Consider the following 18,075-nt stretch of genomic DNA (forward strand, 5'->3'; position numbering starts at 1 on the left):
ATGAGGTGGTGGATCCTGGGCATGAGCATAAGTTGCCTACGGATGTGTCGGGTGAGCTGGATAGGTATACGGTTACTTATGAAAATACAGATCGTTCTGATGAGGGCTATGGCACGAATCTCATAACGTCTTCGGAACAAACTGGAATTACTGTAAAAAATAGTGGCGAAAACGGCGCTAACAAAAATCTACCGCCTTATTACGCGCTTTGCTATATTAAGCTAATAGGCTGATTGTTATACTGATAATAGCTAATAATTCTATTGCTGGTTGGTTTAAAGTCGGGTTGCGGTTTGCTGGTTAGCGCTCTGTTGTGGCTTGCGCCTGTGCGGCGGCTTGGGCGGCTAGTTGGTTGGCTTTGCGGGATTCTTGCAGCAGTTCGTCGAGTTTTTGGTTGGTTTCGTGCATTTCTTGTAAGGCTACGTTTAGTTTGCCTTTGATGCCGAAGATGGCGAAAGGCAGAAAAAACCAGAGGATACTGAGAATGGCCAGAAAAATTAGGCATAATACTCCCATAGGGCCTAGCGTTTCGGGCATGGTTTGGCTCTCCTTGTGGGGGGCATGAAAAAATAGGGGCTGGGCCAACATCAGCCGCACGCTTAAGGCCTTTCGGGGGATAAAGCCCGAAAGGCTGGGTTGCGCCCTTGCTTTAAGGATGGGCGGCGTATTTAGGCTGTTAGCACAGCACCGACCACCAGAACACGCGGCCTAAGACGTTGAGCTGGTCCAGTTCGTCTTGGGTGCAGTGGACATCTTGATATTCGCTGTCGTTGTAGCTGCGGATGCGCACGCCGCCGTCATCGTTGCGGTAGAGGCATTTGACTTGCAGTTGCCCGTAATAGTGGATGGCGTAAATGTCGCCGTCTTTGATTTGGGTGGTGCTGGTGTCTACGCCGACGGTGCAGCCGTCCGGCATGACCGGGTCCATACTGTTGCCTGACACTTTCATGCAAGCGGTGGTATCGACGGCAACGCCCATGCGTTTCATGGTTGATTTGGCAAAACGTAATTTATTGGCTTCGTAGTGTTCCATAAAAGTATCTATTTCGGTAATAGGACAGGGGCACGGGGTTATCCGGTGGTGGCGGTGGTCTGTCCTGGTTATCAACGCCGCCGGATTATTGTTTTTTTTAGGTTTTTGGAAATTTGTGTTATATTTAGGCTTTGGTATTATTTTTAATAAGCTTGGCGTTTTAGTGTGGATAACATAGTTTTAAAAAATCTCAAGCCATCTCTTTAAGGGTTAAAACGACAAGGCACTTATATAAAATGGTTATCTTGGCTACGCTGACGCATTGCTAAAGGCACTATGGCTTATTGATGCAGTGTCGCTGCGGCGGATAGTGCTTAAAGGCATCGCGTATCGGGTTTTTGGCCTGATAGGCGCGGCTGGACAAGATACTGTTTTGTTTAAAGGGCGTGGATTGTCTTTGTTAAGACGATACCAAAAAATTAACGTAATTAAAATTAAGTAGTACCAAAAAATAAGTGAAGTTTTACATACTTTAAAATAAAAAGCGACTGTGGGTAATGCCTAAAGCCTTGGCTAATTTTTTGATATTGATTAAGTTAATGTGGTGGGCGAAGTTGTGCCAAGTGTTGCACTGGGGGCGGAAAAATCCTTTTTTAGGCGGCTTTTGGTGGGTTTTTGTGTGGATTTTTTGGCACTGGCGGCGGGTGGGGCGGCGCTGCTTGCGGTTTTTAGGTGCTGGCGTTGACGTTGTGGGGGCTTGGCTGGCCTTGTCGTGACCGTATCCTTAGGCTTGTTGCCACTATCGTTTAGGTTGCCCGCCTTATGTTGACCCCTGACCTTGTTTCGCTCCAGCTTATGCTTAATCAAGCGGGGCTGATTAATGCCGCTTTGCTCACCGATGAGTTGCTGACGCAGACGTTTAACGCCGCTTATGCCCAAGCGCAACGCGAGTTGCGGGTGTTTTTTACGCCAACCGAGATTATCCCCGATGATGCCCCGCCCGAAGAGGTCGCCGCGTTGGTTGCCGCTAAGCGGCCTTATGCGCAGGAGGCGTTTTATTATTATGATCCCGCGCAGTTCGGAGCCGCCCCGTTCGGGTTTTTGGCGACGCGCATGAAGCCGATTATTGCGGTGCATCGCATTGAGTTGACGTATCCGGGGTCTGGGCAGGTGTTTACGGTGCCGCAGGCGTGGCTGAATTTGGACAGGAAATACGGGCAAATCCAATTGATCCCAACGGCTTTAAGCGTGGACATGCCGTTTTCGGCGACGTTACTGCAAGCGTTGGGCGGCGGTTTTTCTGCCATGCCGTTGTTGGTGCGTTTGCGTTATTTGGCGGGTCTGACGGATGTGGAGACGTGTTGGCCGGATATTGTCGCGCTGGTTAACCGTATGACGGTGCTGAATGTGTTGAAGCTGGCGTTTTTGCCGGGTTCGCAAAGTTTAAGCGCGGATGGTTTTAGCCGTTCGACATCGCTTAATCTGGCGGCGTGGCAGGGGGCGGTGGATGAGCTGAAGCACAGTTTGCTGGATAGCATCCATGGGGTTCGGATGGGGTGACGTTAAGGTCTAATGGTTTTTTGTTATCGGCTAGGGTATGGCTTAGCCGGACATCCTCTTTTTCCCCCGCACAGGTCTTTTATGGACACGCCCGCTTATCTCAATCCCTTATTATTTAACCAGTTGCTGAATCAAGTCGGGCAGGCGGTGGCTTGGCGGCGGGCGGTGGCTTGCCCGTGTGTGAGCCGCGATTCGGGGCAGCCACGCGTCGATTGTGTGCAGTGCTTTGGCGCGGGGCATATCTGGGGTGAGCCGACTGCGGCGCAGGCGGGGGTTATCAGCGGTGCGCAGGCGCAGGCGTTAGAGGGGTTTGGGCTGTTGGATGTGGGGGATGTGGTGTTGAGCATCCCTTCGGATTCGCCGCTTTATGCCATTGGCGGCTATGACCGGGTGCAATTGTGTAACCGTACCGAACCGTTTAGCTTGGTGCTGGTCGCGGGGCTTAATGGGGTAGATTTTGTGGTGGCGCAGGTGGATAGTGTGGTGTGGCTGGATAGCACCGATACGCTGGTGTCGGGCAGTGTGCCGGAGGTTGAGGGTGGGCGGTTGCGTTGGCAGGGTTTAGTGCCGCCTGATGGGGTGGCTTATACGCTGACGGGGCGGCGTTATCCTGAATATTATTGCTATCAAGATCAGCCTGTCGATAGGCCGCATCAGTTTGGCGCGAGTTTGCCGAGACGGGTGGTGCTCAAACGCTATGGCCTGTTAGGCCGTTAAGGTAATAGGGTACGCGTTGCGCACCCTATTATTTGCTGGGTTAAGGCCGCGAGTTGCCCAGGCTAGCCTCATAAAGTTTGCTCGGTGTAGCCTTTTCTGCGGTTGGTGTTGACATTGCTGGCAACGGCGGCGGTGGCGAACAGCGCCGATGAGATGATGAATTCGCCGGAGACGAAGCCTAACAAGCCAGTGGCAAAAACGATGCCGATGACAATATCTTTATAAAAGTCGTTCATTGAGTGATCCTCGTTAATTAAAATGGCGCGGTTCTGGTAAACCGCAGGGTAAATATAGGGCAGGTTGACATAGTTTACAATAGCACTATATTTACATAGATTGTTTCATAAATGCGTTGTTTTATTCGTTAACGATTCATAAAAGGTGTGTAGGGTACTTGACCTGTGGTTTGGGGATTATTTGGTTTTTTAAGGGGATAGCGCATTTATGGGTTAAGGATAACGTATTTAAGGCCGGAAGGCGGGGCGGATTATCCTATGCCCGTGTTGGATGGGCAGTTTCTGCCTGACAGATAGGTTGGCGGAATTAATAGCGTGATCGGCCGTTAGGAACGGGCATAAGGATTTTGCGGGCCTGAATAAAAGGCGGCAAGTTTAGTGGTTCGGTCGGGCAGAAATGGCCTGCCTGACCGGCTTTGAACTTTATCGTGTTCGGGCGGATACACTCGGCTCTAGGTGTTTTTATGGGAATAGGGTTTAATACAGGCCTTAGGCCACCCTACCAAGACCCTATTGACCCCCTTACTTACCCCCAACAAGGAGATGATTATGCTTGCTGTACACCTGCGGATTTCCCTCGCTGTCTTGGCGCTTGCGCCGTTGGCTGCTTTGGCCGGCCCTATCTGGTCGGGCTATGCTCACGATGCCCAGCATACGGGGGTATCGACGGTGCGCTCCCAACCATTGCAGCGTGTCCGCTGGCAGACCCCGGTTGACCTTAGCCCGCAATATGCCGGTTCCGAGTTGCTGATCCATTACGGCTCGCCTGTGGTGACGGGGGCGAATAATGTGATCGTACCTGTGAAGACCGGGGCGACCGACGGCTTTAAGCTGGAGGTGCGCAAGGGCAGTGACGGGACGTTGCGTTACACGCTGGCGACGGATTACAGTTTGCCGCCGCATAATTGGACACCGAGTTTTAGTCCGGTGCTGACCGCGAAAAACCGTCTGTATTGGGCGGGCGCGGGCGGTACGGTGTATTACCGTGACCGCCCGGACGCGTTGACGGGTGCTAGCGGCCAGATCGCTTTTTATGGCTTGGCGAATTACACCGCCGCCAAAACGACATATAACGCTAATATCAAAATCTCCACGCCCTTGGTCGCCGACCGTGCGGGTAATGTCTATTTCGGTTATGTCGCGCTGGGTACGACCCCGCTGAATCTGAAAAGCGGGGTCGCCAAAATCGCCGCTGACGGTACGGTGTCGTTTGTCACCGCCACGGCGGCGGCAGGCAATGATGCCAGTATCAACCATATAGTGATGAACAACGCGCCGACTTTAAGCAATAATCAGAGCAAGCTGTATTTTGCGGTGTCAAACGGCAATAGTTTCGGCACGGGCTATTTGGTTGCGGTCGATACCGCCACCCTCGCGCCGTTGGCGCATGTCCGTTTGAAAGACCCTAAGTCCGGGTTGGATGCGTTGTTGCCGGAAGACGGTTCGGCTTCGGCGACGGTAGGCCCGGATGGGGATGTGTATTTTGGGGTGTTGGAGAACAGTTTCCTCTCGCATAATGACCGGGGTTGGTTGCTGCATTTTAACGGCGCGTTGACCAAGACGAAAACGCCCGGCTCGTTCGGTTGGGATGCCACCGCGTCGGTGGTCAATGCGGCGTTGGTGCCGTCTTATACGGGGTCGTCGGCGTATCTGCTGTTTACCAAGTATAACAATTATGTGCAGTTTGCCGATGGTGTGAATAAGATTGCCGTGCTGGACCCTAACGCGCAAATGCCCGATCCGGTTAACCAAAGCACTAAGGTGATGAAAGAGGTGCTGACGATTGTCGGCGCTACGCCGGAACCTACGGCGGGCAAGCCTAACGCGGTGCGCGAGTGGTGCATCAATTCCGCCGCCATTGACCCGTTCAGCAAGTCGGTGTTGGCGAACAGTGAGGACGGGGTGCTGTACCGCTGGGATTTGACCACCAACACCTTGTCTGAGCAAGTGGTGCTGACGGCGGGCTTGGGCGAGGCGTATACCCCGACCTTAATCGGCGCGGACGGTACGGTTTATGCGATTAATAATGGGACGTTGTTTGCGGTGGGGCAGTAGGGTTTAGTTGTGGTTGGGCGGGTGGTTTGTGCTTGGCAAGCGGCCTGCCTCTAACGTTTATGCTGTTATGGCGGGTGTTTTGGGGCAGGCGGGGTGGGAAATGTTGGGCAGAACAGCTTGCCCAACCTACGTTTGCTACCGTTGATGATATTCGGCTTCCCTTAAAAACGCTTCGACATCGGTGAGAATCTTTTCGTATAAAAAGCAGTCTTTGAATTCGTAATGATGGTTCAATGTATCTTGTATTTTTGATAGTGCATTATGGTAGTTGTTGTCTTTATTTTTTTTATCTTTTTTGTCTTTCTCATCTTGATCTTGCCCCCACTGCTGGATTTCTTCGCGCCGTGCTTTTTTTAAGGCTTCGCAAATCGGTTTCAGTAAAGGTAACACCACCTTGTCATACAGTGTATGCCCCTGAATAAAAAGATAAGCTGTTTCAGGGGTTAAGCCGCGCTTAGCCAGTTGCTCTGCAAATGCCACCAGCTCTGGCGCGTGTTTGGGATGGGTCTTCTCTAACGCTTGCTGTTTCTCTTCGGCACGGTGTTTAACGGTCGCCAATGCCCCGCCATAATTTGTGGACGACGGTGTTTCAGTTAACCGGATGGTGTCGCAAAATTGGGTTTGGGTAAAGTCGTTGTGGGCGTGTAAGTTATGCAGGTACAGGTTCCAGATAAACAGCCAAAACACTTGCTGTGAATACGTTGCCAACCAGTCGGGTAAGTCGATAAGTTCGCTGGTGTTTTGGGTCGCTTTAACACAGGCGTGTGCCAAGCTGGGCGCGTAACATTTTAGATTTTCAATCGAGTGGGCGTAGGTTTGCAGGATGTACGGGTTAGTGTTAATGGCTTTGGCGGCCTCTGAATGGTCGGGGAGCAGGTAATCGTAATCGCTATCCACACAGACCAGCAAATACGCGCCAGTTTGAGGGAATAATTTTGTTAAGGCGGTTTTACCTTGCTCAAGACCCTGCGTAAAAGGCTGTATGTCAAATTTAACGCCTGTTTTTGCTTGATAAGGGCTTAAGATATTATGCCAAAAAGCGACATCGTCATGGCCTTCGACGTAAACAAGCACTTTGGGCTTGGCGGCTTTTGGGGCATAGGCGTTGTTGGCTTTTTGGAATTCAGACGATAGGTTCTCAATGAATGAACTCGCCATATTTACCCCGCTTGAGGTACGGTAATATCGCTGATTTCAACCACCTTATCAAGCCAGCCTTCCATGATGATGGCGGGGGAATGGGAGGCGATGATTATCTGCGCATTGGGGTTTAATTCACGGATATGGCCTATCAATTTTCTCTGCCAGTCGATATGCAAGGAGATTTCTGGCTCGTCCATAAACAGAATAGACGGCTTGTTATCCTGTACCAGCACTGTTAACAGGATGATAAGCAATTGCTTTTCGCCTGAGGATAGTTGATAGGCGCTGAGCTCTTTAACTCCTGCCAAAAATTCGACATGGTTTTTATCGCGGTTGACTTTTTTGCCTGTTTCGGCGAATGCTTCATCTATTATGGCTAGGAAGCGGTTTTGGGGGTATTTGATGGTTTGCCAGCGTTCGGGGATATTGTCCGCGCCACTTTCCATGAGTACGTCTTTTTTCCTGCTGATGTTTAATTGGTAATCAAGGTATTGTATTTGCAGCAAATGGATTTGCCAATCCAGTTCGGTGCTGACGCGGTCATCTGATAGTTTTTGTATGGCTTCTGAGGGCTTTAAGTCGGTGTCGAAGGTGCTGATGAGGTCTACGGATAAGTCGTAGAGAAACAATGAGTTTAAGCTTGTCATTATGCCATTTTTGGAGGAATAGCTAGCATGGATATGCCACTTATTATCAAAAAACAGATTAACGTTTTTGGCCATAGCCAAATAGCCGCGAGATGATTTTCTGACCGTAATTAGCTCGTACATACAACCCAAAATGGTGCTTTTGCCGCTGCCATTAATCCCCGCCAAGACATTAACATCAGGCTGTAATTCCCAAGCAATATCAAACCGATCCCAAAGCCCTGTTATTTTTAGCTGTTTAATGTAGCGGATAGGTTCGGATGGTCTAGCGGGTTTGGATTGTGAAGGGCGTTGTTCGGCCATAGTATTAAAGTTAAGTTGGGTGCGGTGTGTATGGCTAATCTCAACACAATAGGACGCGGAGTGCAATGGTCTTTAGCCATTGCACGGTGGCCTGGCCGCTTGACTGCTGTTGCGGGCAAGATGCCCGCGCTCCAATATCTGTATTTTTAGCGTTGTCTGAATTGCCCACTACAATTTGGTAATCTCCAAAACCAGCCCGTAGTCGTTGTGGCTGGTGGGTGCGGGGAGTTGGGCGCCTAGGGAGATTTGCCAGTGGTGGCTGAGGTGGAAGGCGGCACCGATGACGGCGACGCTGAGGTCGTTGTCGCCGCTGATGAAGTCGGCCATCAGGTGTATTTTATGGTGGATGAGGGGGTATTCGGCACCTGCCATGAAGCCGAATTGGTTTTTGCCGGCGTAGGCTTGGTTGGCGAAGTAGCCGCCTAGGAAGTATTTACCGTGCTCTTGCAGGTCTACGGCGTTGTTTATGTAGTTGAAGCTGGGCAGTTCGGTGGTGTGGCCGTGTAGGGCGGGGGTTAGGCCGGATTGGCTGCCGAAGCCGATTTTATAGTGTTGGTTAAAGGTGTGGCCTTTTTGGAAGTTGAGCAGGATGTGGGGGTTTTGGTAGCTGCCGTTGGTAGTTTGCATGTCCAGGTTGAACAGGTTGAGGCCGATTTCCAGTTGCCTGCCTAAGCCGTAGTCTAGGGTGGTGTTGCTGGTGCCGGAGTTGGCGCTGATGATGTTGAATTGTTGTTGGAAGAAGAATTGTCCGGCTTCGGTGATGTCTGCCGAGGGGACGTTGAAGAGGTTTTGCTGGGCTAGGCACAGGGCGGGTAAGAGCAGGAGGGCAAGGATCAGCAGTGGGCTTAAACGGCTGAGGCGGGTTGCTAAATCCATCTGGTGGGTATTTCCTGAGAGTGGGGCTGGGTTATTCCTACCATTATAGCTCTAATTTGGTGCGTTAGGGATGGGGTTTGTTTGGGGCTTTGCCACTTAAGGAACATGCATAAAATTAAGTCGGCGTTCCATTGCGTCTCAGCGTGTTAAACCCCACCCCAGCCCTCCCCTTGGCAGGGGAGGGAGTTTATGTCTTCCCCGTCGTACAGGCGAAAGTTAGGGAAAAAACTCTTCCACCTGGCAAGCGGAACCCCTTCTGCTTCGCTCAGGAGGGAAGGATTGCCGCCCAAACCTAAAAGGGTTGGGCGGCATGGCTTATGTTGCAAGGGGTTTATTGGTTCAAATTGCCTGGGCTGTTAGGCGCATCGTGGGGAGGGCGTGGCGGCGCACCTGTTGGCGGCGGCGGAATGTGTGCTGGCGGCATATCTGCGCCATGAGGTTCTAGGTCAGAGAACGGCCCTGATATGGGTACCCGATGGCCTTTTGTATACATACATTGGACGTAGGCGACATCGTAGCGTTCTTGTAATTCATCGGTACTGCTGCTGGCATTTGCGGAAGTCGCCGCCCCGATTTGGGAGGCGGCGTATTGTTCGCAGAGGGTGTCATCGGTGCGGAACTTGTCAAACGACACGCCGGTGCCGGGTAGCACCATGACATTGGGGCCGGTGGGTAAGGTGGTGCAGCCGGCTATAGCCATGACTGCCGTGACTGCAAAAAATGTAGTGATAGGTGACATGTAAAACTCCTTATTTAGGGTGCAGGTGGGGTGGGGGCAACAGGTTGCCAACCGCTGGGGCAGGCTTTGATATAGGGGTAATAGCCTGCCGGGTGGGTGCAGTAATACCAATAGCCGGGGGCGTGTTGGGTAACTGCCGGGGATTGTTGGATGTAAACGGGCGGCGTTACGGGTGCGGTGACGACTGTTGCGGGATAGCCGTAGCCATAGCCGCCATAATAAGGGTAGCCGTAACCTAGCCCATAAAACCCTAAGCCAAGGCCGCCGTAATAGCCGCCACCGCCATGGCCGCCGCCTCCGAAGCCGCCGCCGCCATGGCCACCACCTCCGCCGCTATGCGCCCAAGCCCCGCTAGACAAGCTGCACATTATCAGCAGCATGGCTATCCGCATGTTATGTGTTTTCATGGTTTATGCCTTGCAAAAAATCTATCCGTCCGTTACTGGCAAGCGTTTGGTCATTGTTATAGGCGGTTTTACGCGCCTTGACAGCAAATGCTTGGGCCGTATTGTTTTAACAATTTAATGGCTGTTGTGGGCTGTTATCGCCAACCGCGATGCCAACCGGCCCTAGGGTGGTACCAGCCCCAGCCATAAGCGGGGTGAGACCGCCAGAGGTATCCGGGGCCGGGTATGGCGTAGGTGGGTCTGATCACAATGGCTGGATTGGCGTATCCGTACCCATACCCGCCATAATAAGGATAGCCGTAACCCGACCCATAAAACCCTGAGCCAGGGCCGCCATAATAGCCGCCACGCCCGCCCGTTCATCAGGATTCTCCTCAATCGTGTACTTGGCGGTTCACGATTTCAAGTGTCCTGATGGACTCCTCTTAATGTCAAACTTTTGCTGTCTCCCCGGCAGAGCCGGGGGATTTCCTATAATTGGTTAATAATACGCTAGGCCCTGATGTGATAGACGCTATCGGTAAGGGCGCGGGCGGGATAAGCGACCTCCTGAACGGGGATTACAACCATTTTGGGGTGCGGGCGCTGGAATCTGGCCTGTTCGATTCCCTCATCCCCGGCTTGCAGGGCATTTTGTCACAGGCACGGTATTGGCGTAAACCTACTCCCTTGTTTGGCGGCATTAGCCCGACCGAAGCCCGGACTATTATGAGGGATAGCCAAGGCTTGGGGCTGCATAAGAGTAATCTGTTTTTAGTGGAGATCAGCTTCGCCAATTCTTATCAAACCGTTACGGAGTTGCCGCCACGGTTTAATTTGTATGTGACCGGGGTGCTGTATGCCCCGCAAAGTTTGGGTGGTGATGCCTATAATGTCGGCGCGGCGGTGTTAAACAGCGTGAAAAATACGGCGGCGGTGGAGCTAAAAATCACCACGTTAGACGATCAGCACGGCACTATCAAAAAATGGTTTAAGAGCCAATGCGCCTTAAGCGCCCACTCTGACGGCACGGTGGGGGTTCCGTATAACTATGTGTGCCGAATTAAGGTGCTGTATGGCGTTAGCCGTAAGCTGGTCATCGCGCCTTATGAAGATATTGGCTGGTTTAAGCCCACTAAACTGGAAGCTAAGTTGAGCAGGGCAAGCGATGGCATGGAAGAGCTGACGCTGAGTTTTCTACAAACGGAATCGTTTCGGAGGGCCGATAAATGATGGCTTTTGACGAAGAAGGTTTTTTGCTGGGTGAGCCGTTGGAACTCGGTCTTTTGCCGGGTTTATCGGCACGGGTTAAGCAAGGTTTACAGATGCGTCAGGGAGCGGTTGCAACGGTCGGCAATCCCTTGTCGGCTACCCTGACACCGACGGGGTTGCGCGTTGCCGATGCGTCGCCGCTCTATAATGGCTTGGCGTTGACGACATTGTTAGGGTTGCCTGACACCGTCACTGCCCAAGGTGTCGCCAAACACCGCATGGCGGCTGCCCAAGTCCAGACTCAAGCCCCAGCGGCGGGGGGAGCGCAGACGCTGCTGACCTTGCTGGAGCACGGCGAAAGCGGTAAAGACGGTTATCGGTCTTTTAACCGGGGAACCATAAAAGTAGCGGGCGGGAAGAAACCCAAATATAAGATTTTAGCCAAGCCCAAAAATGACCCGCGCGATGTAACGACACTGACTTTAAGGGAGATACTGGCTTATCAGGCCTTGCCTATCAGCAATAACCAACGTATTTTTGCTGTCGGTAAATACCAAATGATTCCGCAAACCTTGGCGGCGGGTATCGCTAAGCTAAATTTGAATTTGGACAGCGTGTTTGACGGGCCGTTGCAAGACCGTTTGTTTACCGGCTATCTGGCGGCCAGCAAACGCCCGGATATCGAAGACTATATTAAAGGCGACAGCAAAGATGCCCATGCCGCCCTGTTGGCGAGCGCGAAAGAATGGCGGTCGATTGCCAACCCCGATACCGGCAGAGCCTACGGAAGTAAGGCGGGGGATGCCAATAAAGCCAGTATTCCCTCAGCAACGTGGCTAGCGGCCTTGGATACGGCGGCGCAATTATACCAGCATTACCGCACCCAAGGGCTGGATGAACAACAGGCCTATCATCTGGCATTAATGGCGCGCTCGGCCGAGCCTAGAGACGCAGACGCAGGCGAAGCAGAGGGCAGCGACAGTGCGGCGGCTAAGCCGGCCACAGCGGGCTACCGTCCGGTGGTGGGGCAAACTGCGATTGACGGGTTGCTATCGGCGGTCATTGCCCCCGCGTTACCGCCATTTATGACGATTGATGAGATGGTCGGCAACGCGATAAGCGGGACCGCCTCCGCTAGCGGACGTGTGCCGCCAGCCCAGTTGCCTACAGCTTTGCCCAAGGGTGCGCCTAGGGCAGAGGCTGGTATGCTGCCAATCCAGCCGTCCACCGTTTTGCCTGAGACGGCTACCCTGCCGCCTGCCGCCCAGCCATCCACAGCTTTGCCTGAAGGTGCACCTGAGGCGGCTACCGTGCCGCCTGCTGCCCAGCCGTCTACGGCTTTGCCTGACAGTACACCTGAGGCGGCTACCCTGCCGCCTGCCGCCCAGCCATCCACGGCTTTGCCTGACAGTACGCCTGAGGCGGCTACCCAGCCGTCTACAACCTTGCCTGACAGTACGCCTGAGGCGGCTACCGTGCCGCCTGCTGCCCAGCCGTCTACGGCTTTGCCTGGCAGTACGCCTGAGGCGGCTACCGTGCCACCAATCCAGCCGCCCCCGGCTTTGCCTGAGGCGGCAAATCCGGTTGGGCTATCCGTATCGGTACCAACACCCCCACCGATGCCGATAGCACCCACCGTGCTTAACGCCAAAACGCCCGCGCCATTGACGAAAGCCACCCCGCAAAATGCGCCGCGTAGCAGTCGGCAAGAAACGGCAGGCAACCGTCTGACAGGCGGTGCTGTGCTGGCGGATGGGGGGCGTTATGCCCCTACCGAAACGCCAGCTGTCGGACGCAAGCCCAACCCGCCCGCGGCACTGCCCAAGGCGCTGTCAGTACCGGAACACAATAACGCTACTGCCACCGTCAAGCCTGTCCCGTCTGAGCCGCTGAAAGTAGCGGCCTTGGCGGCGGACACTAACCATGAGGCATTGCCGGATAACGGAACGGCTGGGCAGGACGGCGCCAGCGGCTTCTATAACGATACCGTGGGCGAGGCGTTGACCCAAGCCCCCAACACCCGCCCCGCACAGCCCCATACGGCCTTGCCGATAGGCTCTGAGAACCTTGCGCTGGACTATCCGCTGGACGGACGCACCGTGGTGGCGACCGTCCAAGCGGCGCAGGTCAGCAAAAAGCTACGTTTATTGGCGAAGAAAACCCAACAGGCGAGCAAAAAGCCGTCGGCTAACCGCCTAATTGACGGCTTGGGGCGGGTTAGCTTAACGGCAGTTGATGAGGTCGCGTTAAATTTGGATGGGCAGGTCGGTATTGGCGGTAGGGTAAGCCCCTTAGCCTCCGCCGCCCATTCTGCCCCGATCCGGCTATTGAGTATGCCGCCAGTCCCTAGCATTGATCCCGCACCGCCCGCGCCAGCCGCCGCACCGGAGCCGCGCCAGAGCTTGGCCAGCAACCCGCCGCCCGCGACCAGAACCACCGTGGTGCTGCCCGATACGGGGGCGGGTCAAGACCTGCCCAACGCCGCCATCGCCCATATCGTCAGCGGCGGCATCAGGGCGCGTCCGGCGGTTAATGCGTATATTTAGGGTGGGTGTATAACCTGTGCGGCTGGAAATAAGTAGGTGTTCCATTGATCTCTGCGTGTTGAACCCCACCCCAGCCCTCCCCATCAGGGGAGGGAGCGGCGTCACCTTTCAACTTATTGTTTTTAATTAATTTAAATACTCACCCAATGTCAGTGGCTAAGTTGCTTATTCTAATGTTAAAAACTTGATGATCGAGTAATAAGGCTTAATCCTTAACGTAATGGCCGCCCACCTACACCGCCCCGGTTTCATCCGCCCCACCCGCCGCGCTGGCTGGGGCATCACCCGCCAAATCTGTCGTTTGGCTCATATCGGCCTGAGCGAGGGTTTCGGCGGCGGCGATGGTGGCCAATTCTGTGGTTTGCGCCAACTCGGCGGGGTTGGCGGCGGCTTCGGCTTGCGCCGCGCCGTCGAGATGGCTCACCACGGTGATATGGCCACTAACCGCTGCCTCGGCTTCGGCAGGGGAGGCCGCCACCTCTTCGACATAATGGATGACGAAGCGGGCAGGCAAGGTGTAGGCGATCAAATCACGCAACAATCCCAAATTAGTCGGCGGGGCGGCATGGGTGGTCACTTGTAAGCGGCTGGTCAACCAAGCCGCCGAGGTATCGGCTTGATCTACTCCGATAAACAAGCCCGTACCATAAGATTGCGCCTTCGGTTGCCAAAGCGGCACTATCTGAGCCCCCGGATACATCGCTTTCGTTAACGTGCGGAAAAAGGCCAGCCCCCGATTGTTAAAGTTACGCCCGCGCCAGGCTTTTAACACCAGGCCTAACAGCTCCCGATGATAAAAGGCACTATTGCCTAATTGCTCAATCAGTACCAAGCCGTTGTCGTTCAGCGACTGGCGCAGCACCGTTTGCGATCCGGCTTCGGGTACGGCCAGTGCCAGCGCATCGGCCACGCCGTCCGCTAACTGGGCGGCAAAGACATCCATAAACAATTGCTTAAGGTCGCCCTCGACCGCGTCGAAAGCCGCGCTATTGGCTAAGGCTGTCAACGTCATCTCAATCTCCCCACATCGGCACTTTTTGGCTATGGCGGGTGACGTTGACGCTGAGGCTGGCCGCAGTCACATAACGGTACAGTTCAGGCCGGGTGTCATTCGGGTAATAGACGATCGTCACCGCCAATTCCGCCCATTTATCGGCAATTTCCGGCAGGTTTTGCCGTAATAATTCTTGGATGCGCCGCTCGGTCGGGTGGATTTTCCGCTTGGCATTGCTGGAGTCTTGGCCAAACTCGGCGAGCAACAAGGCACTGATGCGGTTGCTGACATCGGCGGGCGCGTAAATGCTGGCGACGTTGGCGTTCACTATCATGCCGATAGGCGCGGTCACGGGTGTTAAAAAGCGTACCCGATAGCCGCTGTCGGCCTTGTTTAACGCGGTCTTGATGGCGGATTGCAAAGCGTTCAGGTCGCTGTCGGCAATAACGGCGGGCAGCACCGGACTGTGTATCGGATCGGTTTCGGCCAGTATCGGCTCCACATCCTGATAACAGGCGACCATCAGGGTATTGACGTTATTGACGTTAATGCCGCGCACCTGCTCTTCCCGCGCCTCATTCCATACCGACAGAAACTTCAGGTCGGGGAAGGTGCGGTTAAGCAGGTAGTCAAATTCGCCTAACAAGACCGCCGAACCGTCATAGACCGTGGGGTATTTGCATAACTGGCGCAAGGTTGCGGTCGGCAAGGGGGCCGCCCCGGCATCGGTAATGGTGTACAGCGACAAATCCAGCACCGTCGGTTGCGCCAAACTCAGCGGCGTACCCAATTCGGTGGTGATTTTTCCGGCGCAATAATTGACGGTCAAATTCATCACCTGACCTTGCTGCGGTTGCACCCCGACCACCCCCGCCATGCCAAACACCACATAAACACGCTGTTTCTCATCGGCATCGACGTTATAAATCGGCTCGCCGACTTGGCTATTGACATAACGGTCACGGTATTCGTAGGCTTGGAGGCTGGTTGCCGTACCCCCTTGCACTGGCACGGTGCCTTGGACGGCAATCGAGGCCAAATACAGACCCTCTTGGACGGGGATTTCAATCCGATAAAATGCTTGGCTGGCGGTGACGGTATGGTTAAGCAGCACGGTTTTGCGCTGCACCGCCGGAAAATACGCCTCGCCGGGGCTGAGGGACGAACCGCCGCCGCTGGCCGCCGGGACAGTGACCGCCACTTCGGCCATATAATCATTGCCGACGACATCACTGAGCAGGTCGCCGACATCAATACGGATGGCTTGGTCACTGCTGTTTCGGGCGAGGATGACAACCCGCGCACTTTTGGCCTTATTGACAATGCCGCGCAGGGCGGCGGCGGCAAAAACGCTGGTGTCTTTGCTTAGGGTAAACGGCTCGGTCAGGGCATCGTCTAACTGCTCGGCCAGCATCGCCAGCATTTTCGCCATCGCATCGAGCGAGGCCAAAATACGCGGCTCTTTGGCGGCATATAACGGGGTGAGGTCAGGATACCGGTTATTGCCCGCATTAAGGGCGGTGGCGATAAAGCCTTGAAAATCGTCTTGTGTCAACATGGGCGGGTCAGCTCAGGGTAAATTCGTTGCCCGCCACTTCAAGCACCAAGCGCATTCGGTCGGGCGGGGTGTTGATGCCATACACGTTCACTGTGCCGGGCGGCAAGCTCTGCAACAGCGGCACGTCGGCCAGCAATTTTTTAATAAATTCATCTGCCAACCCGGCGGCTTGCGGCGTGGCGATCAGCTCTTTGGCGCTGTTGCCATAGCCGGCACCTAAATAGGCGTTGGTCGGGGTCGATAGCCAATGGCGGATCATGTCTTGGATATCTAAAGCGGTTATCAGCATTTTTTTCTTCCTAGTTGTAAGGGATAAACTATCGTCTTAGGGATTACGCCATCTAAGCAACCCCCTCCCAACCTCCCCCTTGCCAGGGGGAGCCCTTCGGCTTCGCTCAGGAGGGAGGGGGTTACAGAGATACCAATTTTAAATGTTAACAAATATATGCACACCCACTTATTAATACCCCTCTCCCTTCCCTTCGGCTTCGCTCAGGGAACGGAAGGGAGCAGGAGAACCCCGTTCCCTGAGCGGAGCCGAAGGGAACGCGGCATTGGGCGCATCGGCCAACTTGCCCGGCGGGTTTTAACGAATTTACGATCACCTTACTGTATTTAAGCCCATGTTGACACAATACGATTTTCAAGTCCAAACCGCCGCCGTTATTAACGACGACAACTATCCTACCGTCGCGCCTTTGTATGCCGCGCAAGACCCGCGTCTGGTCGCCCCGCTGAATGCCATGGCGATGATGTCGGCGTTGGTTTCGGCGCAACTGGAAGTTGCCGCCGCCGAGCCGTTCAGCTTGGCGAAAGACGCGACTATTGTGGCGACCGCCGCTTTGCGGGGCATTGTCAACCAAGCCGGCAGTGCCCGGATTGTGGTGCAGGTAAAAAACACCAGCACCACCGCCATCACCATCAACGTCGGCAGCCATTTGGCCGACACTATCGGTAATGACTACCATACCGTCGCGACAGTGACCGTGCCGGCGGCGACCGTGGTCGGACAGACGCTGAACCCAGGGTCGGCGTATCTGACGGCGGTACAGGAAACGGTGGTAGCCTTTAGCCATACCATTACCGCCAGCCTCGCGTTTTACAAAATCCCCATCCCTATTCAAGACGGCCTGTATCTGGTAGGGTTGAGCGTCACTGATGCCGACGGTAACGTGTATGCTTACCGCGACCGTTACGTCAATAATGCCAGCGGCGAGTACATCTACTTTATTGAAGCGGATGCCAGCCAGCAACTCTCAGTGGTGTTCGGTTTGGTCGATGTGGTGGGTGTGCAGTTCCCGCAAGGCCAAGTCCTACACTTAAGCGTTCGCTATTGCGCCGGAAGAATCACCACCGAACGGGGTACGCCGTTAACCGTCGGCTCAAACTCGGCGTTGGATTTGTCCTTGTATGAGATCAGCGATGCAGGTACCGATCCCTTAGCGGCCAGCACTCTGCGCGAGTTGTGCAAATGTCCGGCGGTGTCGGACGGTACGGCGGTGTTTTTGGGCGATTTCGCCTATCTGGTCAAGCGCAATTTCCCCGACCTAAAATTCCTCTCGGTTTGGAATGAGGTCGAGGACACGCAAGTGCGCCCGTTTAGCTTGGATAATGTCAATACCCTAATGGTCGCCTGCTATCAGGCGGACGAACAACTCGTCACCGAAACCGACCCGCTTGCCGACCCAATGACCGCCACCGTGCTGGCCGATACCGACTTGACCACCACGCAACAGGCCATTCAAGCCCTGCTTAACCAAGCCGACGACAGTTATCGGGTGCGCTTTTTAAGCCCGGTGGTCGCGCCCATCTCGATTTTGATTGCCGCCACTATCTCCACCTCTTATGTACCGGGTGATGTCGGTAACCGCATCAAAGCCTTAATTTTCGCCGAATTTGGCCAAGACTCCAGCGCGGCGAAAAATAAAGTCCGTCCGACCGAGCGGCGCATCCACGAACTGCTCCGGCAAAACCTGCCGGAAATCGCCGACCGCCGCGCAGAACTGAGCGTTACCATCCCCCCTTATGCCAACGACGCGCGGCCAGAGCTATACCGCTATGTCAGTGTCGCCAGCTTAGTGGTCGGTGTCAGTACCGTTAACCAAAAAATGCCGTTGTGGGGAGGTTAAC

At 54.3% G+C, this 18,075-nt stretch carries 18 protein-coding genes; 7 read left to right on the forward strand and 11 right to left on the reverse strand.

All coding sequences use genetic code 11. The annotated features are described in order from the left end of the window. Positions 1 to 300: 300 nt before the first annotated feature. Together CEK71_RS20695 and CEK71_RS20700 are read right to left on the reverse strand one after the other, a co-directional pair. Positions 301 to 537, reverse strand: a complete 237-nt coding sequence (locus CEK71_RS20695; protein ID WP_157679499.1) for a hypothetical protein — start codon at positions 535 to 537, stop codon at positions 301 to 303. Between the two features lie 139 nt (positions 538 to 676). Then, entirely contained in the window at positions 677 to 1,033 is a 357-nt protein-coding gene (locus tag CEK71_RS20700; protein ID WP_088621157.1) for a S24 family peptidase, read from the reverse strand. Between the two features lie 497 nt (positions 1,034 to 1,530). Between CEK71_RS20700 and CEK71_RS20705 the strand changes: the two genes are divergently transcribed. The 3 genes from CEK71_RS20705 (at position 1,531) to CEK71_RS20715 (ending at position 3,250) form a co-directional block, all read left to right on the forward strand. After that, positions 1,531 to 1,749, forward strand: coding sequence for a hypothetical protein (locus CEK71_RS20705; protein ID WP_088621158.1), 219 nt, complete (start codon positions 1,531 to 1,533; stop codon positions 1,747 to 1,749). 46 nt (positions 1,750 to 1,795) lie between these two features. After that, on the forward strand, positions 1,796 to 2,533 hold the full coding sequence (locus tag CEK71_RS20710) for a hypothetical protein (protein ID WP_088621159.1): 738 nt from the start codon (positions 1,796 to 1,798) through the stop codon (positions 2,531 to 2,533). Positions 2,534 to 2,614: 81 nt separating this feature from the next. After that, positions 2,615 to 3,250, forward strand: a complete 636-nt coding sequence (locus CEK71_RS20715) for a hypothetical protein (protein WP_088621160.1) — start codon at positions 2,615 to 2,617, stop codon at positions 3,248 to 3,250. A gap of 68 nt (positions 3,251 to 3,318) precedes the next feature. Here CEK71_RS20715 and CEK71_RS23330 read toward each other — a convergent pair whose 3' ends face one another. Continuing rightward, positions 3,319 to 3,486 carry a hypothetical protein gene (locus CEK71_RS23330; protein ID WP_170064990.1) on the reverse strand — a complete coding sequence of 56 codons (168 nt, stop codon included), beginning with the start codon at positions 3,484 to 3,486 and terminating at the stop codon, positions 3,319 to 3,321. A 549-nt stretch (positions 3,487 to 4,035) separates the two neighbouring features. Here CEK71_RS23330 and CEK71_RS20720 point away from each other — a divergent pair. After that, positions 4,036 to 5,541 carry a hypothetical protein gene (locus tag CEK71_RS20720; RefSeq protein ID WP_088621161.1) on the forward strand — a complete coding sequence of 502 codons (1,506 nt, stop codon included), beginning with the start codon at positions 4,036 to 4,038 and terminating at the stop codon, positions 5,539 to 5,541. Positions 5,542 to 5,676: 135 nt separating this feature from the next. On the opposite strand, the gene CEK71_RS20725 is transcribed toward CEK71_RS20720, so the two are convergent. The 5 genes from CEK71_RS20725 to CEK71_RS20745 all read right to left on the reverse strand — a co-directional run bounded on the left by CEK71_RS20725 (position 5,677) and on the right by CEK71_RS20745 (position 9,656). Then, entirely contained in the window at positions 5,677 to 6,699 is a 1,023-nt protein-coding gene (locus tag CEK71_RS20725) for a DUF4435 domain-containing protein (protein ID WP_088621162.1), read from the reverse strand. Positions 6,700 to 6,701: 2 nt separating this feature from the next. After that, positions 6,702 to 7,634, reverse strand: a complete 933-nt coding sequence (locus CEK71_RS20730) for an AAA family ATPase (RefSeq protein ID WP_088621163.1) — start codon at positions 7,632 to 7,634, stop codon at positions 6,702 to 6,704. Positions 7,635 to 7,802: 168 nt separating this feature from the next. Then, a complete protein-coding gene (locus CEK71_RS20735) occupies positions 7,803 to 8,510 on the reverse strand; it encodes a hypothetical protein (RefSeq protein WP_088621164.1) in 708 nt (235 codons plus the stop codon). Between the two features lie 331 nt (positions 8,511 to 8,841). Beyond that, the gene (locus CEK71_RS20740; RefSeq protein ID WP_088621165.1) at positions 8,842 to 9,249 is read right to left on the reverse strand and encodes a hypothetical protein; all 408 of its coding nucleotides are present in this window, start codon (positions 9,247 to 9,249) and stop codon (positions 8,842 to 8,844) included. 14 nt (positions 9,250 to 9,263) lie between these two features. Further along, a complete protein-coding gene (locus tag CEK71_RS20745) occupies positions 9,264 to 9,656 on the reverse strand; it encodes a hypothetical protein (RefSeq protein ID WP_088621166.1) in 393 nt (130 codons plus the stop codon). 477 nt (positions 9,657 to 10,133) lie between these two features. On the opposite strand from CEK71_RS20745, the gene CEK71_RS20750 reads away from it, so the two are divergent. Both CEK71_RS20750 and CEK71_RS20755 read left to right on the forward strand, forming a co-directional pair. Continuing rightward, on the forward strand, positions 10,134 to 10,868 hold the full coding sequence (locus CEK71_RS20750) for a hypothetical protein (RefSeq protein WP_088621167.1): 735 nt from the start codon (positions 10,134 to 10,136) through the stop codon (positions 10,866 to 10,868). After that, complete coding sequence (locus CEK71_RS20755) at positions 10,865 to 13,393, forward strand: hypothetical protein (protein WP_088621168.1); 2,529 nt, start codon at positions 10,865 to 10,867, stop codon at positions 13,391 to 13,393. Before CEK71_RS20750 ends, CEK71_RS20755 begins: the two co-directional genes overlap by 4 nt. 232 nt (positions 13,394 to 13,625) lie before the next feature. Here the strand turns inward: CEK71_RS20755 and CEK71_RS20760 are convergent, their stop codons facing one another. From CEK71_RS20760 to CEK71_RS20770, 3 genes are read right to left on the reverse strand one after another with little or no spacing between them, the layout of a single operon-like run. Next, entirely contained in the window at positions 13,626 to 14,405 is a 780-nt protein-coding gene (locus CEK71_RS20760) for a hypothetical protein (RefSeq protein ID WP_088621169.1), read from the reverse strand. A gap of 1 nt (position 14,406) precedes the next feature. Then, a complete protein-coding gene (locus tag CEK71_RS20765; RefSeq protein ID WP_088621170.1) occupies positions 14,407 to 15,945 on the reverse strand; it encodes a hypothetical protein in 1,539 nt (512 codons plus the stop codon). A gap of 7 nt (positions 15,946 to 15,952) precedes the next feature. After that, complete coding sequence (locus CEK71_RS20770) at positions 15,953 to 16,234, reverse strand: hypothetical protein (RefSeq protein ID WP_088621171.1); 282 nt, start codon at positions 16,232 to 16,234, stop codon at positions 15,953 to 15,955. Positions 16,235 to 16,568: 334 nt separating this feature from the next. Here CEK71_RS20770 and CEK71_RS20775 point away from each other — a divergent pair, with 334 nt between their 5' ends. Continuing rightward, positions 16,569 to 18,074 carry a baseplate J/gp47 family protein gene (locus CEK71_RS20775; protein WP_088621172.1) on the forward strand — a complete coding sequence of 502 codons (1,506 nt, stop codon included), beginning with the start codon at positions 16,569 to 16,571 and terminating at the stop codon, positions 18,072 to 18,074. Position 18,075 lies beyond the last annotated feature (1 nt).

Source organism: Methylovulum psychrotolerans, from assembly GCF_002209385.1.
Taxonomy (GTDB): domain Bacteria; phylum Pseudomonadota; class Gammaproteobacteria; order Methylococcales; family Methylomonadaceae; genus Methylovulum; species Methylovulum psychrotolerans.

Excerpts from the sequence above, each read along its gene's own strand:
- CEK71_RS20695 (WP_157679499.1), bottom strand. The coding sequence starts at position 537 with ATGCCCGAAACGCTAGGCCCTATGGGAGTATTATGCCTAATTTTTCTG.
- CEK71_RS20700 (WP_088621157.1), bottom strand. The coding sequence starts at position 1,033 with ATGGAACACTACGAAGCCAATAAATTACGTTTTGCCAAATCAACCATG.
- CEK71_RS20705 (WP_088621158.1), top strand. The coding sequence starts at position 1,531 with ATGCCTAAAGCCTTGGCTAATTTTTTGATATTGATTAAGTTAATGTGG.
- CEK71_RS20710 (WP_088621159.1), top strand. The coding sequence starts at position 1,796 with ATGTTGACCCCTGACCTTGTTTCGCTCCAGCTTATGCTTAATCAAGCG.
- CEK71_RS20715 (WP_088621160.1), top strand. The coding sequence starts at position 2,615 with ATGGACACGCCCGCTTATCTCAATCCCTTATTATTTAACCAGTTGCTG.
- CEK71_RS23330 (WP_170064990.1), bottom strand. The coding sequence starts at position 3,486 with ATGAACGACTTTTATAAAGATATTGTCATCGGCATCGTTTTTGCCACT.
- CEK71_RS20720 (WP_088621161.1), top strand. The coding sequence starts at position 4,036 with ATGCTTGCTGTACACCTGCGGATTTCCCTCGCTGTCTTGGCGCTTGCG.
- CEK71_RS20725 (WP_088621162.1), bottom strand. The coding sequence starts at position 6,699 with ATGGCGAGTTCATTCATTGAGAACCTATCGTCTGAATTCCAAAAAGCC.
- CEK71_RS20730 (WP_088621163.1), bottom strand. The coding sequence starts at position 7,634 with ATGGCCGAACAACGCCCTTCACAATCCAAACCCGCTAGACCATCCGAA.
- CEK71_RS20735 (WP_088621164.1), bottom strand. The coding sequence starts at position 8,510 with ATGGATTTAGCAACCCGCCTCAGCCGTTTAAGCCCACTGCTGATCCTT.
- CEK71_RS20740 (WP_088621165.1), bottom strand. The coding sequence starts at position 9,249 with ATGTCACCTATCACTACATTTTTTGCAGTCACGGCAGTCATGGCTATA.
- CEK71_RS20745 (WP_088621166.1), bottom strand. The coding sequence starts at position 9,656 with ATGAAAACACATAACATGCGGATAGCCATGCTGCTGATAATGTGCAGC.
- CEK71_RS20755 (WP_088621168.1), top strand. The coding sequence starts at position 10,865 with ATGATGGCTTTTGACGAAGAAGGTTTTTTGCTGGGTGAGCCGTTGGAA.
- CEK71_RS20760 (WP_088621169.1), bottom strand. The coding sequence starts at position 14,405 with ATGACGTTGACAGCCTTAGCCAATAGCGCGGCTTTCGACGCGGTCGAG.
- CEK71_RS20765 (WP_088621170.1), bottom strand. The coding sequence starts at position 15,945 with ATGTTGACACAAGACGATTTTCAAGGCTTTATCGCCACCGCCCTTAAT.
- CEK71_RS20770 (WP_088621171.1), bottom strand. The coding sequence starts at position 16,234 with ATGCTGATAACCGCTTTAGATATCCAAGACATGATCCGCCATTGGCTA.
- CEK71_RS20775 (WP_088621172.1), top strand. The coding sequence starts at position 16,569 with ATGTTGACACAATACGATTTTCAAGTCCAAACCGCCGCCGTTATTAAC.